Origin of the sequence: Veillonella parvula, from assembly GCF_048309325.1 — a bacterium.
GTDB lineage: Bacteria > Bacillota > Negativicutes > Veillonellales > Veillonellaceae > Veillonella > Veillonella parvula_T.
Genome location: NZ_DBFBTX010000002.1, coordinates 260261 through 278245, shown reverse-complemented (window position 1 = coordinate 278245; position 17985 = coordinate 260261). Strand labels below are relative to the sequence as shown.

Sequence of the window (17985 nt, the reverse complement as noted above, 5' to 3'; positions counted from 1 at the left end):
GGAAGGAGTCCCTATGAACCCCTCGTCTACACCACTCACCGAACTGCGGATCAACACGTACGAAGACCCATTTTTACAACATCAATATGTGTGTTTAGGTCATAAAATCGCCATTATTCGCGTATCCCTAAATATGTCTCAGCAAGAGTTAGCTCGTCACATTGGTATCAGTCGCAGTTATTTAAGTAAATTAGAATGTGGTACAGGCATCTCCGGCATGTCTTTGGAAATTCTTTTTAAAATCGCTCAAGCCTTTCAAATCAACGTAGGTCAGCTCGTAAGACTGCGTGTTGTAGACTATAAAAACTGTAATGCTCACCTAACATCACACTATAAACGACTAGAGTTTCTAAACCACACCAAAAGGACGTCTCAAAACAAAACAAGAACAAACTAATCCGATAGGCTAAAATAGCGGTTAATTAAATACAACAAATGATACCTAATTTATATCAAGATGCTCTAAATACTCTAAATGAAAGTTGAATTAACTATTCAAAATAACAATCAAAAAAGCTCCGTCAATAGCGGAGCTTTTCATATGTCATTATGCCTATTACAGCATCAGCAGGCATTATACTTCATTAAGTTTTTTATGTTGTACTTCTGCATTTGCTTTTTTGAAGATAAATGCATTGTTAATATGCTGACGCATAGCTGTTTCTGCAGCAACTTCGTCGTGACGTTCAATAGCGTCTACGATTTGATCATGTTCGTCATCACAGTCATGTGTACGTACAGCATTGAAAGAACTGATGTACATGTCGCGATTAACGCGTTCACGGAAACCTGCTAGATAATCTACAATGCGTTCATTGCCAGAGTAATGAGCAATCATTGTATGGAATCGGCTATTCACATCAACACGTTCTGTGGCATCTTCAATTTCATGCATTTCTTTACAAAGGGTTCTTAGCTCTTGTACTTGCTCAGGTGTAGCATGACGAGCACATAATCTAGCACCAAGTCCTTCCATTACTTCACGAACTTGGTAAAGTGCTACGATTTCTTCTGGCGTGTCAGCTTTTACAGTAACGCCTTTCCAAGGAACGATAACTACGAGATTATCTTTAGCCAATTTGCGGAATGCCTCACGTACAGGTGTAGCACTCACTTGTAATTGTTCTGCAATCTTTACTTCGTTAAGCTTCTCTTGAGGCATCAATTCGCCTGTTAAGATAGCTGTTTTTAATGTTAAATATACTTGTTCACTGAGAGGTAATCTTTCGATAGAATCCACTGCGGACAATTTGTATTTATCTTTTGAACTTTGTCTTCCCATTACTAGCCCCTAAACCTTACTAACCATTCATGCTTTCAGACTTTCAAAGAACGGTTAAAATGAGTATAATATAGTATACAACATATCTTAGACAGTATGTTGTGCGAAATTAAGTGCATACATTACAATTATAGAACTCATCATTAAGACTGTCAATTTAACTATAGATAATAGCTATATCTCATTTTTGAAAGTAAGGAAGTATACTATGAGCCGTTGTTTGATTATCATCAACCCTGTCTCAGGAGGCGGTGCAGCGCGCCGTTACGCCCTCGATTTACAATGGAAATTGAGTACCTTGTTCGAAACGATTGAGGTCAAATTCACCAGAGGCGAAGGCGATGCTACACGTTTCGCTAAGAACGCTTGTGAACGTGGGTTTGATGCCGTATTTTGCATGGGTGGTGACGGCACTGTTAACGAAACCGTTAATGGTATTGCCCAAGGTGGATTCTCCTGTACCTTTGGATTTATCCCCGTTGGTACAGTAAATGATATGTCTCGTGCGCTCGGCATTCACCAAAATCCAACACAAGCTATCAGGCGTATCGATATCAATGAAACTCGAACCATTGATATCGGCCGTTGTAATGATCGGTATTTCTGCAATAACATTGCAGCTGGTGTTATTCCTAAGGTTGTGGATGAAGTTACACCAAAGGAAAAAAGCATACTCGGCCCTCTTGCGTATTTCTTGCGAGCAGGCCAAGCGTTGTTCACTACAAAGGACTACACGTACCGCATCAAAACAGAGAACGACGATTTCATCTGCAAATCCCCTCTCGTTTTAGCCCTACTTACCAATGTAGTGTCTAGCTTTGAACGTTTTATGCCAGAAGCCTCTGTAGATGATGGTTATATGCGTATTATCATCTTCAAGGAATATTTTATCCTCGATATTCTCAGCGTATTACCACTCATTATCAGTGGTGCCATTTATAATTCTCGTTATACAACGACATTAACGGTGAAAAAAGCTCATATCGAACTTCTATCTGACGTCGATGATTTATCGACTAATATGGATGGTGATGCAGGTCCGGATATGCCTGTGGATATTGAAGTATTGCCACGCGTACTCAAAGTATTTGCACCTGCAAAGCACAAAAAGAAAAAAGCCTTAAATCTGCCTAAACTACCACATATATAATAAGTAATTGGTAACACAAAAGCTCTCTATCAAAAGATAGAGAGCTTTTGTGTTTATTAATTTATAAGAATCTATGCGCATTAGTCCACAATGATTGCATCATGCAAGCGGAAGCTATAAATATAGCATGCTTTCACGGGCATCCCCGTCAATCGCTGCAAGGCCTCTTTATAGAGGTCCATTTGGATTTTATAGCGCTTAATGAGTTCTTCTCCGGATGTAACGCGATCCGTTTTATAATCTACGAGAACCCATTCACCGTCCTCTTCAAAGGCCGTATCAATAATACCTTGAAGGAACAGATTTTCCCCATCCTCCAAGGTGTCATATACGCGTTTTCCTTCAAAGAGCATGCTAAACGGCAACTCTCGCTCGATACGTTTTGCATTGATAAGGCGCTTACCAAGATCAGAGCTAAAAAATTTATACAAACTCATATCGCTTAATAAATTTCGTTCTTCCTCCGTGAAAGTCCCTTTCGCCACCAGTGCATCGAGTTCTTTCGTCAAAGAAGCTTGCGTATACGTCACAAGAGGTAGCCATTGCATAGCCTCATGCATCAAGGTCCCCCATTGAGCACCGGTTAATACATCATCTTCGGACTGTAATGCTTGTGGCTTTCGACCGAATACGGAGTTTGCTAATTCATCCTCCGAAACGATAACAGGCTGAACACTAATATTACTACTGTCATCGGCACTAAGATTCGGGTTCGTTGTATCTAGCTCGATAGCCTGAACCGCATCCGACAGGTCTCGTTTAGCACCCAAATCTACCATTGCAACCGATTCATTAAGAGTGTCTATATTTCCTGCCTCTAGTTCTCGCTCTTGGAATCGTCGTTTCAATTCACTAACGGAGATTTTTGCGGTCCGGCGAGTAGCATCATTGTACGGATAGCTATAGTTGAATCGGTCCACGATTTCCTGCGGTAATTCTACGGAATTAACAGCTTGTAACTCCCGTAGCTTGTTAATCGTAGTCTCGTCGATATCCGCTTTATAATCAAGATCACCATAAAGAGAGCCATCATGGATCTCAACCTTTAAACGACACTGTTTATCCGGTAAATCAAAATAAGTTGGCCCTTCGTACTCGATGGCTACGCGCAACGGATTGCCACCATCTAAGTGACGAGCAAAGCCCATTATCAGCCAGTCTAGATAACTATTAGCTTGTGTGATAATATCTGTCGGTAACTGTTGAGTTTCTACGGAAGCCGCATTTTTAATGAGCTCACCCATGGTGCTTAATACACCTTTAGAATTTTTAAAGCCTTTAATAAAGCCTGTCATGAATAGCTTATCTCGTGCCCGTGTCAAGGCAACATAGAGAATGCGCTGCTCCTCCGCCTTGAGGGCCGCCTCTTTTACGTCTTTAACATAGAACCAAGGCATGGTCGGGAAGGACACTCGAATATCTGGAAAATATCCTTTCAAACCAAGTCCTGCATTTTTATCGATAAGAAGCTCTGAACGCAAATCCATCATATTGAATCTTTTTTGTACACCAGATAAAAATACTACAGGGAATTCAAGGCCCTTACTCTTATGGATGGTCATGAGGCGCACCACATTATCTGCCTCGCTCACCACATTGGCAAGTGGCATATCTTGGTTGCTGTCGCGCAAGCTTTCCACAAAGCGCAAGAACCTAAAGAGCCCGCGGAAGCCAGAGGCTTCATAGCCCTTAGCTCTATCATATAAGGCAAGCACATTGGCACGACGAACGAGGCCATTCGGCATAGCCCCTACATAGTTTACGTAATCTTGAGATTCGTAAATATCCCACAACAAATCGGTCACACCATGGCGACGCGACAAGGTGCGCCACCGCTCCATATGGCCAATGAAAGCTAATAAGCGCTCATCTTGAGCCTCTTCTGCATAGGTTGGCATGAGCGACCATAGAGACCCCTCACCAGACAGTCGCAATGCACCTAGTTCGTTGGCATCAAGGCCTACCAGGCCAGAGTGCAATACGGCAGCCATCGGCAAATCTTGTTCCGGATTATCTATGATGGATAACAATGCCAATAATAGCTGAATCTCTTGTGCTTCAAAGTAGCCGTCACGCTCGTTTACGACTGCAGGAATCCCCGCTTGACGCATGGCTTCTACGGCACGCGTCCCCCAACCCGCCAAGGATCTGCGCAAAATAGCAAAGTCTCGCCACTCGATTTGACGGAATGTGCCATCTGGATTTTGCACCTGTTTCTTAGCAGCATGGATTTCCTTGATTTTTTGAATGATGAAATCTAACTCACGCTCGTTGTTTTCAGGGTCATCCCCTTCATCTTCGTCACTTTCACTAGCACCAAGGGTATCCTTACTCACATCTAAGAGCTGCAATTCCACGTCGCCTCCAACCCAATCCTCTGGTGCATCCTCTACGATGCGGCCAGGAACAAGCGATTCAGCCTCTGTATAATTAAGCTCTGCCGCGTCTTCCGTCATGATTTGATAGAACAAAAAGTTCGTAGCAGCCAAAATATTTGCATCAGATCGGAAGTTTTTCGCCAAGTCGATACGTCGTTCTACCGCATCAGTACCACCGTAAGTATTGTACTTCTCCATAAATAAAGAACTGTCGGCCATACGAAAGCTATAAATAGCCTGCTTCACGTCCCCCACGTAGAACCTATTATCGACGCGAGAAATCAAGTTGATAATCGTCTCTTGTACGCCATTCGTATCTTGGTATTCGTCGACCATGATTTCTTTGAAAGTGTCTTGCAGTTCCTTTGCCACTTCAGATGGCTGAGGGTCATCCTCTGTGCCAGGTTCAACGAGAAGCGCCAAGCATAGATGCTCAAGATCGCTGAAATCCATGATGCCTTGCTCTTGCTTCATGTCTCTATAGGCTTTATGAAAAGCAATCGTCAGCTCTACAAGGCCTTCTATGATTGGATATTGAGCCTTAAACTGCTCTTGCAAGATAGCTTCCGGAACGGTGAATATAGCGGTTTGCATGGCTTTGAGGTCATCTTTATTTTGACCACCTAAAGATTTAAACTCTGCTACCAACATAGGGTCATAAGCTTGTGCCTCTTTTGAACCCATACGGAATTGATTCTTAATAAAGGTATCCATATGCTTACAAGCATCGCCCATATCATTCCAAGATTGAGCTGCTGAAAGCATACTTAGCGCAGCCAGTTGATTATCGTATATATTTTGCCACTTATGAGGACCTACGGGATCAAGTAAAATTTGCTCCATCCGCTCTAAGCGCTCCCGAATACGGTCGATAACAGCTAAATGATTCGACCACATATATTCGCCCCACATCGTATCACTAGGGTTTATGGTCATCGCCTCTTTATAAGGCTCTAAGGCTTTGCGTAGCCATCCATCAGGATTAGCAAGGGACATGGCGTAGTTATATAAGGACATAATCTTTGCCGTTAAGCCCGCATCGGATTTATCGTCGCTGAAGAAGTCCGCTAGCTCATAGATATTATAAAGGCCCTCTTCATAAGACTTAGTTAATAAATCGGCTAATACCTCTTGTTGTAACAACGCCATTTCTGCTTCATTGCCGATACGAGCCGTTGGATTAATATCGAGCTTGTAGAAATAGGACCGGATTACCCATTGGCAAAAGGAGTGCAATGTAGAAATATGAGCAGACGGCAATAGATTGAGCTGTCGTTCAAGGCGTTCTTGCATTGCTGCATCCTCAGTGGATTCCATGGCTTTAGCCAAGGCAAGCCCAATACGAGCACTCATCTCTTGAGCTGCAGCCTTTGTGAAAGTTACAACCATGAGTTCTTGAACCGATAAGGGATTATCCATATCTTTAAGACGCGTAATAATACGCTCTACGAGAACTGCTGTTTTACCAGAGCCGGCCGCAGCCGCAACAAGTAAGGTCTGATTATCTAAGGAGGAGTCCTTAGGTGCTATGATGGCAGACTCCTGCTCTGGCGTCCATTTAACACCCATGGTTTTCACCTCCTTCGCTACTATTATTTCCGTCATTATTGTTATTTTTTTCGTTGCTGTTATTTCTGTCGTTACAGTTGTTTCCGTTGTTTCCGTCGCTTAAGATTTCTTTCATCCGTTCTAATGCATCATCTTCAGACAATCTAGACAAATAATTATATCGATTACGGCTAGAGTCAAAGCGACATACCGTTCTATAATCGCAGTATGTACAAGGTCTAAAGCCATTTAATTGATATGGCTTAATCGGAAACTGTCCTTCCCCAATATGACGGCCCGTCTCAGCCATCACGTGATTTGTATAACGGCACATTACATCAAACTCACCAGTACTCTTAACCTTACGCAAATCTCTGCTGGAAATGGTTTGATCTTTCTTCGTAGCAATTGGCACATAAGGGCCTCGTTTAGAACCATAGGATAAAAACTTATTGTCAATATGCGTCAATAACTCAATATCATCGGAGAAATACCCACTGTTTTGCCAAGCATCACTTTCATTAGCCAACGAAACGGCATCTTCATAAGATATAGGCGTATCAGCAGGGATTTTAGGGTTCTTCACGTAGGAATAAACCACGGCTGCCGGCGACATAGAGGTGCCATGCGTTTTATCGTAAGCGGATTCTAAGGCCAATAGATAGGTCATGAGTTGCAGTTTAAGGCCGTAGTACACATCTTGGGCCGTCACATGAGCGCCACCCGATTTGTAGTCGATAACCATGCCATAGATTTGACCATCCCGCGTATATTCGTCGATGCGGTCAATTTGACCGATGAGGCGCAAGTAGCGGTCTTCACCAAGAGGGACTCGAATAGAATCCCAACCACCTTGACGACCAAAGTCTTGCTCTAAATACTTCGTATCAAAATCACTGCGCTTAGACCATTCTACGAGGCGGTCTACCGTCACATGCAATGTTCTCTGTACACGTTGCTCGATGGCCTTTTGGTAGGCATCGCTCGTTTCTTCACCTAGTTGATTCTCTTGTAAGATTTCGTCTGCCACGGCGCGACATAGATTTTCTTGTTCCTCTTCGTCAAGGTCACGCCATTGCTTGTTGTTTTCTAATAGATAATTTCCTAAGCGCTCTAAATTAGCATGTAGGAACGTACCAATTTCAGGAGCTCCAAAGGAGCGCACTGGACGTGGCTCTAGTTTCAAACCATATTGAGCATAGAACTTAAACGGACATTGTTGGTATCGTTCAAGGCGCGTCACAGAACCAGACATATAGCCTTTAGACAAGAACAACCCATTTACTAAATCCTGCGTAATGACAGGCACATCGTTGTTATCTCGAATGCCACGTGACACCTCCGCTAAACGAGGACGATAGGCTTCGCTTTCACGAGCCCAGTTATAGAGGCCCCACCAAAGAGGATTGACCTCAAGTCCGCTAAAGAGAGCACCCCAGCGCTCGGATAATAAGGATAGACTTTGAAGTGGGCGCCACACGTAATCCGCCTCTGTATCAGGCGCGATGGTTAGTGGTATATCTACAGTTTCCCCTACATAACCAAGAGATTCTAATCGCTTCACAATAAGAGATGGTTCAAGGCCTGTACCATCCTCACCAGAACCAGCATAGGACAGAGTTAACGAGTCAGATGCCCGCGTCATGGCGAGGTATAATAGAAAATTCTCGTTGAAAGCCTTCGGCAAGGCACCTTCTGCTAAGGTAATGCCTGCATCGGCCAATTCTTGACGCTCCTTATCCTTGATGAGTCCTTCATCGCCCATACTTTGAGGGAACACACCTTGGTTGAGGCCCATTACAAATACCTTAGGCCACCACTGGCTGTAACCACGTTCGATAGTGGTGATTACCACATGATCTAAAGACGGCGGAATCATAGAATAATTGACATCACTCAAACCTTCTTCGAGAAGTAACATCATTTCATCCAAGGTCAATATTTCGTCCTTCATAACCATAGAAATTTCATCTATAAAGGAAAGGACCGCATTATACATCTGTTCATGACTAGCTTTGGATTCTTGATCACCTACAGTTTCTGCGTCCTTCGCCCATTCATAGAGGCGCTCTGGCACTTGCAATATTTCTAACAACCCATATAATTGGGCTCCCCATTCTGCGCCCGTATGTCCATCACTATGAGCTGCAAAATCAAACCACGGAGATAGAACATCCATGATGGTTTGTCTTGCTTTGTTAACACGTGCTCTGCGTGGTGCATCTACGTGGCTTTCTTCATCTTGCCCCTCATAAAAGCCTCGTAGGTACGGCCAGCTTTCACGTTCCCATTTATAATGGTCGATACCAAACTCAAGAACGTAGTTCTCTAACTCATCTACAGCCTCACGAGTAAGCGGCATCAAGTCCGTCTTGAGCAAGAGGAACATGCTATCTCGACTATAGTTATGACGCACGATATCAAATAGGGCCGTCAATAGCTCGCCTAATGGATGGTTTTTCATAGGACGTTGACGGTCGATAAAGTGCGGAATACCGTAGCGAGTAAAGACTTTTTCTAAAGTGTCACCATAGGTTTCAGACTCGCGGAGCATGATACATACATCTCGGTAACGAGCCTCTTCAGATGATTCTACATAGGCTAAAATGTGACGAGCCACAGCATCTGCTTCGCGTTCCCGGTTATAGCCGCGAATAAGCGGAATCGTTTCATCTGTAGAGTTTTTCTTACTAGGACTAGCAAAGTAATTAGACTCTAGAGCTTGAACGATTTGAGGGCCTCGTTTTCCCTCAAAGCCAACCCAGTTGATACTAGAGCCATAACGAGCGACTAAGGTGTCGTAAATCTCTAAAGGGCGGCTGAAGAGATGCTCCCCTCGACGAGCTAGATTTAACGTCTTTGGATCCATCGGTAAATCGATAGTAATAACGGCCTCCTTCGCCAAGTCAAACAAGGTATAAATCAACTCATAGTGAGTCGGTGTAAACCAATGGAAACCATCGATAAAGACGTGGCTATTCTCCATGAGAGGAGATTGTGGCAAAGCCTCTACGATTTCCATGATAGGATCGATGTCGCGCTCCCCATGGCGACTGAGTTCCTCTTCATAGGCAGCCATACAAATAGCTAGCTCGCGCAATTTCTTTTGTAATACTTTATTTTTAACAGATTCTGCCCCTCGTTCTAAGTCAGCAGGGCCTACACGGAAGGCGCGAAATTCAGAAAAGAGTTGTTGCAATACAGAGGAAAACTCAGGTCGCTTTGTGGCCTGTTCTAACAACCCCAGTTCCTTTTGCTTTCGTTTCATTACAAGGCGCAACAACATAGACCGGCCAAAGCTTGATAAACTTGATTGACCGACCCCTTTTGAGCCTATAGATTGATATACCTGATAACCCAAACGACCAAAGCCTACAACGCGAACCGTAGTAAAGCCTTTTTCAGGCATAAATTCAGCTAGCTCCCGTTCCACCCGATAGGTAGCAGGTTCAGGAACAAGCAAAATTATTGGTTCCCCTGGACAGTCTGTCATGACCTGACGTATGCGCTCATATACGGCACGTGTCTTGCCTGATCCAGCCCGTCCATAATAGACGCTAATACTCATGAGACCTCCCTAGTGAAACTTTCACCATCTCAATTGATATAATCCACAAATTTATATTGCTCATATCAGTTAACGCATTAGATATAGCACTACACAAATTAATTGTAGCACTATACGAATTAGATATAGCATTAAACGAAATTTTTCGATATAATAAATTACTATACTGATTATTATTATATAGTAATATGACATTCTATGGCTAATTGTACAATATTTGACTCATTTGATTATATTTATTTATAATTAAGATAATATTTTATATTTTATTTACAATTAGCATGAATTCCTATATAATACAAGTTAGTATCTGTGTTATTTGTAAAATCATGTATTTAGGAGTAAATTATTATGAACAAAAAACATTTAGCAACTGCTTTTGCAGTGTTTGCAGCGACAACGATGTCTTTCTCTGCTTTTGCTGCAACTATTGATGCTAATGCACGCGCTTACGAACGTGCTTCAGCAGAACAATATTCTTATCCTGCACCACAAGCGGCTACGCCAGCTTACCAAACTAGTTATGCTACAAGTGCACCACGCCCTGGCTACAAACCATTGCCAGCAGTGCCTTATACAGCAGGTGATATGGCTCAACAAATGCCTGTATCTAAAGAATTAGGTGATCCAATCTTTGTGGCACCACAAACAACAGCTGTAGGTCTTCAAATCATGGATCCTATCCCTACTGAAGCCCAACCTGTATACCAAGAAACTGTAAACTCCGTAACAGCTAATGGCAACGGCAGCTCCTACGTTTCTCGCTACAAAGCTAACCAATTGAACGCTTTCGACTTGTTGTTAAATGGTAAAACTTACACATATGACTTGCCTGCATACACTAACGGCTACCAAGTGAAAACTGCTAGCTCTTACAACCGTGCTGGCAACGGTGTTGCGAATGTATTCTCTACAAACGTAATCACTGAAGCAGTTGTAAACAACAACTCTTTGCGCATCACTGTAAACATGACTCAACCAACAGCTGTAGCAGCTGCTAAATTGCGTTCCATGCAACAATCTGGTCAAGTAGCAAGTGGTGAAGTAGCTGCATTGTTCGCTTACAATGAAAGCTATGATGGTGTAAAACAAGCAGCTCATTATGATATTTTTAACAACAACGGTCGTTACATCGTTGTTAAATCCGGTGCTGTAACTGTACCAAATGGTGCGCAACACCCTTATGCAACTGCATTATTCGCAGTAACCGAAGACACTGTAGCAGCTGTAACCGTATCTGGCAACACTGCTGAAGCTTCTGATTTAGTAAAAGGCACTGCATATGCAATCGCACAATCTGCTAAGGTGTCCAACAATAAAGTATCTACTAAATCTAAAAAATAATTCGTTACGAATTTAATTGTATCTGGTGAAAGCCCCCAACTTTCGCTAGCACAAAAGGCTATAAATCACTAACTCCCCCAATGAGGCAACTCATTAGGGGAGTTTTTATGTTCTTTATATTACAGTTGCATTATAGTCCCGTTACAGTCGTATTATAGTGCCGTTATAATCGCGTAAAGACCTCTAATGCCTTATATGCCATTAATCGATAACCGCGCTCGTTGGGATGTACCTCTCCAGCAAAGACAATTTGTCCAATTTGATCCGCTTCAAACAAGGTGGTATAGAAATCTATGACCTTAATATTACGCTCCGCTGCGTAGGCTTTTAGCTGTTCATTAACCTCTCGTACAACCAGATTTAATCCATCCATATCGCTATCAATTTGAGTTTCTAAACCGATGATTACCATCCCTTTTGTACTAGCCACCTCAATAGCTTTCACCAAAGTCTTGTACACATAGGTACTATCTCGACCTTGTAAAATATCGTTAGTACCACACATCAAGAAAATATGACGTGTTGGATCGGATACAGCAGTAACCGCCCAATTTTCAATATTATATATCATCCCCTGTACGGAGCAGCCATCTTCACCATAATTTGTAAAATTAACGTTCTCTATGGAAGCATCGCAGATTTCGACCCAACCGCGTCCATAGGGTACATCATAGCCACGCGTAATGCTATCGCCAAAACAGATGATTTCCATTTACATCCCTCCTGTACTATGACTCAATCATATAATAAAAGAACACCATACACAATATACATATTAATTACAAAAAGGACCCGTTTTGAACTGCCCTCCAATTAGACGCAATTTTTAGAAGGGCAGTTCATTTACGGATCCTTTTATATTATTTAAGACGAATGAAGAACAATGCGCATGCACCGATAATAGGAGCTATGGCAATAGACATCAAGGACATTTGGTAGCTACCCGTCATAACGAGGACATTGCCCAAAAGCAGTGGCGCCAAGAGAGCACCAATTTGATTAAACAAATTTACAAAGCCCGCGGTAGTTCCGCGCAAATGAGGTGCTGCCGATTGAACTACAAGAGCATTAGTCAACGCACTATGCATAAAGGCACCAATACCGAGGATTGGACCTGTTACAAAGAGCATATTTGGATTTGCCGTACTTGCAAACAAGATTAAAGCGGGCGCAAATAAGAACATAACGAGCGCCGCTAAATGGTTCTTCTTAATTGGCAAAATATCAGATAAAATACCAATTGTTGGTTTCGCAATGAGCGCAGCCGTACCGAATACGCTCATGACTTGGCCTGCATAGATAGCAGTTACACCTAATTGTTTAACCATGTATAAGTTTGCCCATTGCGTTACGCCCCAAGTCGTACCTGTTGCAAAGAAGCCCGCAATGGCCAAACAACGAATGTTGCGGTTGGAAATGATGTGCTTCAAGTTTTCTACTAAAGACGTTTGGCCTACGCCAAGCTTAGCAGCCACTGCAGAAGCCTCCGCTTCTCGTTGTGCTAGGATTTCTGCACTTGGTTTACGCACTGTGAAATAACATAGTACGAGCACCGCCAACGGCAAGATGGCTGTAGCAAGGAATGCCGTTTGCCAACCGTAATGTGTAGCTACATATGGAGCGTAAAGGTTTACCGTAGTAATACCAAAGGAAGTACAACTCATGAAGATACCTACGGCCGCACCCCGTTGATTCGGACCGAAGTGATCTCCGATAGCGCTCAAGCAAGAAGCTTGTACAGGACCAGACATAACCCCTAATAAGAAGCGCAAACCCCAAGCCATGGTATAGTCTGTAATGGTACTCATCAAAGCCGTTACAGCGGCCATACCGATCAAACTAAACAAGATAGTGCGTCTGTAACCGATTTTATCGGCTAAAATACCGCTTGGCAGTACCGTTAATGCATATCCAAAGTAAAAGGCCGAAATGTGTTGAGCCCCCATCTTGGCTGTGAAATGCAACGCCTCATTGAGGATAGGCATAACAGATGCCCAAGACAAGCGCATAACAAAGCTCAACAAGAATGTGAGCCACACGCTAAGGAGAATTAAAATCTGAGTTCGCGAGAAACTAAGTCGATTCATACGAGCTCCTTTCTACAGAATATCTAATAAATATATCGATAGCATATCATAAGTGAGTAAAGATTGGCTACATAAAACTATTCTCTCTATCATCAATTCTCATTTGCTTTCACCTATGCTATACTGAAAGCAATGAAGAGTCTTTGTTGTTAATATTCATAGTATAATTTAGTATCTCCAGCAATATAACTATAGATGCTAAAAATATTACTAATCTGTAATTACCCGCATAGGAGATTGTATTATGTTTTTCTTTAATGATATTCAGCCCATAGGCAATAGTACTGAAAACTCTTTCGACTCTATCAAATAGTTAGAGAGTTAATTGCAATACACAATACCAATAATTCGTTTCACTTATATGAATATCTCAATATTGTGAGCAGATTTAAAAATTTAAGGAGTTTATTAGGATAGTGTGATACTAATTATAGGATTCGTACTATTTATATCAACCAAAATATATTAGCATCATAATACTAATGTACCTTTCTGTAGGCCCATTACATTCTATTATATAGATAAACTAGAACGACAAATCAATGCTTTTACAATTAAGTTTTTTATCACCTGATGAGTATATCCACGCTTATAAAAATAATTCATTCTATAGTCTTACTGATTATCCGGTATTCCTAATAGTTTAGAAAAATTAAAAAATATAAGGAGAGTTAACTTCTATGGATAAAATCAAAATTAATCTTATTAATAAATCAGAGGCAGAGCAAAAAATTCTAAATAACATCTATGCATTATCAAAATTAGCTGCCTTAGATGATGATAATCTACAAGTAGTTAATATAGATGGTATTCGCTATAGTGGGGTTTACATTAAACACAATCAACTGAACTGCATACAATGCCACAATCCAATACCTAAATTAAAAGAGAAAATGCATATTCATATGGATAATGCTACAGATAAGTCTATTTACCAATGTGATTGTGGACAATATATCATTAAGACATATTCATGTTAATAATCATTATACAAATTATGTATAATACAATTACTAATACTATATGGTTTAGTTAAGGAGAGAATAACATGCCAATTAAAGAATACGAAGTTATTGCAATACCTACATCAAAAACAGTATTAATAAACTATGGGCTTAAAGATGGGGCAAAACAAGGTGAAACGCTTAGAATTATCCAAAAAGGGACTGATATTATAGTAAATGGTAAAAATTATGGTTCCTATGATGCAGTAAAGGCGGTTATTGAAATCAGTATGCCTTACGAAAAATTTTCTGAATGTAAGATTTTTAAATATTTTAAGGTAAATGTTCTTAGTCCTTTACAATCGCTAATGCAACAAACTAGAAAAGAATCACAGGAATTTAGCAAGATAACACTTACAAATACACCAACACCACCTCCAATCACTCCTATCATTCTAGGCGATGTGGTTCAATTAACCAATGAGTAAATTATTGACAAAACCATGTCCTATATGCTATATATTAAGTAGTAAATCGGTACGACTATGAGCGTATCACCATGCCCGCTACTTAATGTAGCGGGTTTCTTTTTTGTGTCTAGGAGTACATATGGTCTATGATAAGCCATTTAAAACTTACGAAGAACAAATATCTAAATTAATAAACGATTACGATCTTTTAATTACAGATTGTACTTTAGCAAAACGAGTGCTTACATCTATTTCATATTATGACCTAATTAATGGTTATAAAAATATATTCATGGAAAATAACAAGTTCAAGGTAGGCATATCTATAGAGTATCTATATGAATTTCATTTGTTAGATAAAAGCATTCAAGCCTTTATTATGAAATATAGTCTATTTGTTGAAAACATGTTTAAGAATCTATTAGCATATTCTATAGCAAGCTCTTTTGGTGTTCATCAAGATAGTTATCTGAATAGCAACCACTATCAGTCATATGCTTGTGGTACTTCTTTCAAAGATAATGTTTTAGCCGAAATTCTTCCTCTATTAATGGATCAGAAAAAACATAAGCTACCTAGCAAGCATTACATAGAGAATCATAATCATGTCCCTCCTTGGATTCTCTTTAAAAATATTTCATTTGGTGACGCTATAAATTTATTCAATGTATTAGAACGTAATGAAAAAGAACCTATATTACAAACTATATTTGATTCTAACTATGAAAAAATCGAATACAGCCAGAAAGTTGATATCATTCGAAATGGATTGGAAAATGTACGTGCTTTCAGGAATTTAGCCGCTCATAATTTACATTTTGTCCAATATAGGTCAGAACATTCAATACAGCCAAAGCAATTATATAAAGTTTTGCCTTATTTAATTTATTTAACACCTGACAAAAAACAGCCACTTAATATTGATAAGGCAGCATGTAAAGGATTATATTCAGTTGTTTTGATAATACTTTTATTTTTAAACGATGCATATTTAAAAACTCTTTTTATAACAGATTTTAAAAATGCAATATTTAATAATCTTACAGAGGAACAAAATCAACTAAGAACGAATCTATTTGCGGATTATTGTAAATTAACAGCATTACCCTCCAATATATTAGATCGATTAGATAAGTATCAACAAACTCTTTCTAATTAATAAAAACCTCATTCTGCTACCAACAGAATGAGAGAACACGATATACCTAAGAGGCATATCACATCAACATCATTCTATCCATATTTCATTTCTAGCAGAGACGAATGTACCATTAAAAGCAATCATGGAACGTGTTGGCCATAATGAACCACGTACTACATTAGCAGTCTACACACATGTTACTGACGAAATGAAATCAGAATTGAATACCGCTATTAATAAAATTGGATCTGCTATTAGTCATAAATAGAAAAATGCCCCCATTACATACTGCATGCAATGGGGGCAAATCATTTTATTCTTTTGGGGGCAAAATGGTGGCAAAATTGTGTTATAATTCGTTACAATTCGTTATAATTGTAATCTTACAATACCGTTATAAACCCTTATTCTTACTATATTTGTTATAGTCCGTTACAATTTGTTATAATCTGTGATAGTTGTATGTATTAGTGGCGGAGAGGGTGGGATTCGAACCCACGGCCCCTTGCGGAGTCACTGGTTTTCAAGACCAGCTCCTTAAACCACTCGGACACCTCTCCATAACGGTACTATTATATCAAATTGGTCTAATAATAAGCAACAACGTAATACGTAAATAAGCAATAATATAATACATAAGCAAGCAAAAAAGCTGACTTACAGCCAGCTTTTTCATTTGTATTTAACATTTGGTATTGCCCTAATCTATTAGATATTTGTCATATATTTTAGAATAGGTCTTTTTTCCACATGCCTATGATAGCAATGATGGAACACACCACGGAAATACCTACTACTTCGTAGAATCCATTCGGATCATCCTGAAACGGCAACGCCACATTCGTCCCCCACAGGCTGAATATAATTGTCGGAACCGCCAAAGTAATCGTAAGGGCCGCCAACATTTTCATAACCATGTTGAGGTTATTAGAGATGATAGATGTGAAGGCGTTCATCATGTTCATCAAGATATTGGAATACATTTCAACCATCTCGATGGCCTGTTTATTCTCGATGATAACGTCCTCTAGTAAGTCCTCATCCTCTTCATACATCTTGAGCAAATGTCTATACGTGCTGTGTCCACGCAAGCGCAATAGACGTTCCATAACGGTACCATTCGTGCGCAACGCAGAGGTAAAGTACGTCATGGATTTCTGTAATTCCAACAATTGGAAGAAGTCTTTGTTCTTCGTCGTATGACGCAACTGAACTTCGATATCGTCGGTACGGCGGTTAATTTGTTGCAAGTAACGTAAGAACAATGTAGCTGTACGGTACAAGATTTGGAACAAGAATCGTGTCTTTTTATACGTATAGAACGTAGACAGTTGATTTGAAATGAACGGATACAACACCTCAGATTCTTCAAGACATACGGTAATAAAGAAGTCAGGTGTCAAAAAGATACCAAGTGGCACCGTATCGTACATATCATTACCACGAATCGCAGGGATGTTGATAACCACGAAAATATAGTTGTCCTCTAACTCCACGTGAGAACGTTCTTCCATATCGAGGGCGGTCTTTAAAACGTCCGTTGGAATTTCCGTCAAAATGTTGATGAGGGACAACTCATCGGGGTCTGGGTTCACCAAATTTACCCAAGAACCTTTTGTGGCATCTGATACAGTGCAGTCTGAAACTAACTCTTCTTCTATGTGTTTGTACACCGTGATCATGCTATCCCTCCTTCCAACGAACATATAGTAATCATCTAATAAATTATATACTATTTTATAGCTATTATTCAATTCAATTGTGAAAGTTTTGTTTATGTAGTACATACATAAATCGCTTTATGTCTATTAAGAATGCACAATTGTATATGTTAAAAGCATCTTAAAACTATCCTTATATCAAATCTAGCGAATAGATAGATTAATAAGGCTGCTAAACTAAAAAATCCACCAAATGATTAGACCACTAAAACTTACAGTGAGTAAGTATGCAAACAAATAATTTAAAACATATCATTAGGTTAAAGCTTATAAAAATAACCTCTATACTGGCTTGTCGCTAATATAGAGGTTATTTATTTTGACTCTAACCTTTTAGATCAGATATCTTATA

The 17985-nt window shown here is 40.2% G+C and carries 13 protein-coding genes and 1 tRNA gene; 7 read left to right on the top strand and 7 right to left on the bottom strand.

Translation table 11 applies throughout. From position 1 onward, the window contains the following. The first annotated feature begins 13 nt into the window (after positions 1–13). Positions 14–397 (top strand): helix-turn-helix domain-containing protein, encoded by a 384-nt coding sequence (locus tag ACMKPP_RS01670; protein WP_038150489.1) that lies wholly within the window; start codon positions 14–16, stop codon positions 395–397. 177 nt (positions 398–574) lie between these two features. Here the strand turns inward: ACMKPP_RS01670 and ACMKPP_RS01665 are convergent, their stop codons facing one another. After that, a complete protein-coding gene (locus ACMKPP_RS01665) occupies positions 575–1282 on the bottom strand; it encodes a GntR family transcriptional regulator (protein WP_004694848.1) in 708 nt (235 codons plus the stop codon). 208 nt (positions 1283–1490) lie between these two features. Between ACMKPP_RS01665 and ACMKPP_RS01660 the strand changes: the two genes are divergently transcribed. Beyond that, positions 1491–2432: a diacylglycerol/lipid kinase family protein gene (locus tag ACMKPP_RS01660; protein WP_008602199.1), complete on the top strand. Its 942-nt coding sequence runs from the start codon at positions 1491–1493 to the stop codon at positions 2430–2432. Between the two features lie 80 nt (positions 2433–2512). On the opposite strand, the gene addA is transcribed toward ACMKPP_RS01660, so the two are convergent. Together addA and ACMKPP_RS01650 are read right to left on the bottom strand one after the other, a co-directional pair. Then, on the bottom strand, positions 2513–6379 hold the full coding sequence (gene addA / locus ACMKPP_RS01655) for a helicase-exonuclease AddAB subunit AddA (RefSeq protein ID WP_418369214.1): 3867 nt from the start codon (positions 6377–6379) through the stop codon (positions 2513–2515). Then, entirely contained in the window at positions 6369–9926 is a 3558-nt protein-coding gene (locus tag ACMKPP_RS01650; RefSeq protein ID WP_287540903.1) for a PD-(D/E)XK nuclease family protein, read from the bottom strand. Before ACMKPP_RS01650 ends, addA begins: the two co-directional genes overlap by 11 nt. A 351-nt stretch (positions 9927–10277) precedes the next feature. Here ACMKPP_RS01650 and ACMKPP_RS01645 point away from each other — a divergent pair, with 351 nt between their 5' ends. After that, positions 10278–11270, top strand: a complete 993-nt coding sequence (locus ACMKPP_RS01645; RefSeq protein ID WP_004694840.1) for a hypothetical protein — start codon at positions 10278–10280, stop codon at positions 11268–11270. 163 nt (positions 11271–11433) lie between these two features. Here ACMKPP_RS01645 and ACMKPP_RS01640 read toward each other — a convergent pair whose 3' ends face one another. Next, positions 11434–11982, bottom strand: coding sequence for an SGNH/GDSL hydrolase family protein (locus ACMKPP_RS01640; RefSeq protein WP_278457333.1), 549 nt, complete (start codon positions 11980–11982; stop codon positions 11434–11436). Positions 11983–12130: 148 nt separating this feature from the next. Next, positions 12131–13357, bottom strand: coding sequence for an MFS transporter (locus tag ACMKPP_RS01635; RefSeq protein WP_418369213.1), 1227 nt, complete (start codon positions 13355–13357; stop codon positions 12131–12133). A 680-nt stretch (positions 13358–14037) separates the two neighbouring features. On the opposite strand from ACMKPP_RS01635, the gene ACMKPP_RS01630 reads away from it, so the two are divergent. From ACMKPP_RS01630 to ACMKPP_RS01615, 4 genes are all read left to right on the top strand, one after another. Beyond that, positions 14038–14337: a hypothetical protein gene (locus tag ACMKPP_RS01630; RefSeq protein WP_418369212.1), complete on the top strand. Its 300-nt coding sequence runs from the start codon at positions 14038–14040 to the stop codon at positions 14335–14337. A gap of 68 nt (positions 14338–14405) precedes the next feature. Beyond that, positions 14406–14789 carry a hypothetical protein gene (locus tag ACMKPP_RS01625; RefSeq protein WP_227037280.1) on the top strand — a complete coding sequence of 128 codons (384 nt, stop codon included), beginning with the start codon at positions 14406–14408 and terminating at the stop codon, positions 14787–14789. 121 nt (positions 14790–14910) lie between these two features. Then, on the top strand, positions 14911–15930 hold the full coding sequence (locus tag ACMKPP_RS01620) for an Abi family protein (RefSeq protein ID WP_298606643.1): 1020 nt from the start codon (positions 14911–14913) through the stop codon (positions 15928–15930). Between the two features lie 124 nt (positions 15931–16054). Next, positions 16055–16180: a hypothetical protein gene (locus ACMKPP_RS01615; RefSeq protein ID WP_298606645.1), complete on the top strand. Its 126-nt coding sequence runs from the start codon at positions 16055–16057 to the stop codon at positions 16178–16180. 203 nt (positions 16181–16383) lie between these two features. Here ACMKPP_RS01615 and ACMKPP_RS01610 read toward each other — a convergent pair. Together ACMKPP_RS01610 and ACMKPP_RS01605 are read right to left on the bottom strand one after the other, a co-directional pair. After that, positions 16384–16472, bottom strand: a tRNA-Ser gene (locus ACMKPP_RS01610). Positions 16473–16640: 168 nt separating this feature from the next. Then, on the bottom strand, positions 16641–17594 hold the full coding sequence (locus ACMKPP_RS01605; protein WP_004694714.1) for a magnesium transporter CorA family protein: 954 nt from the start codon (positions 17592–17594) through the stop codon (positions 16641–16643). Between the last annotated feature and the right edge of the window lie 391 nt (positions 17595–17985).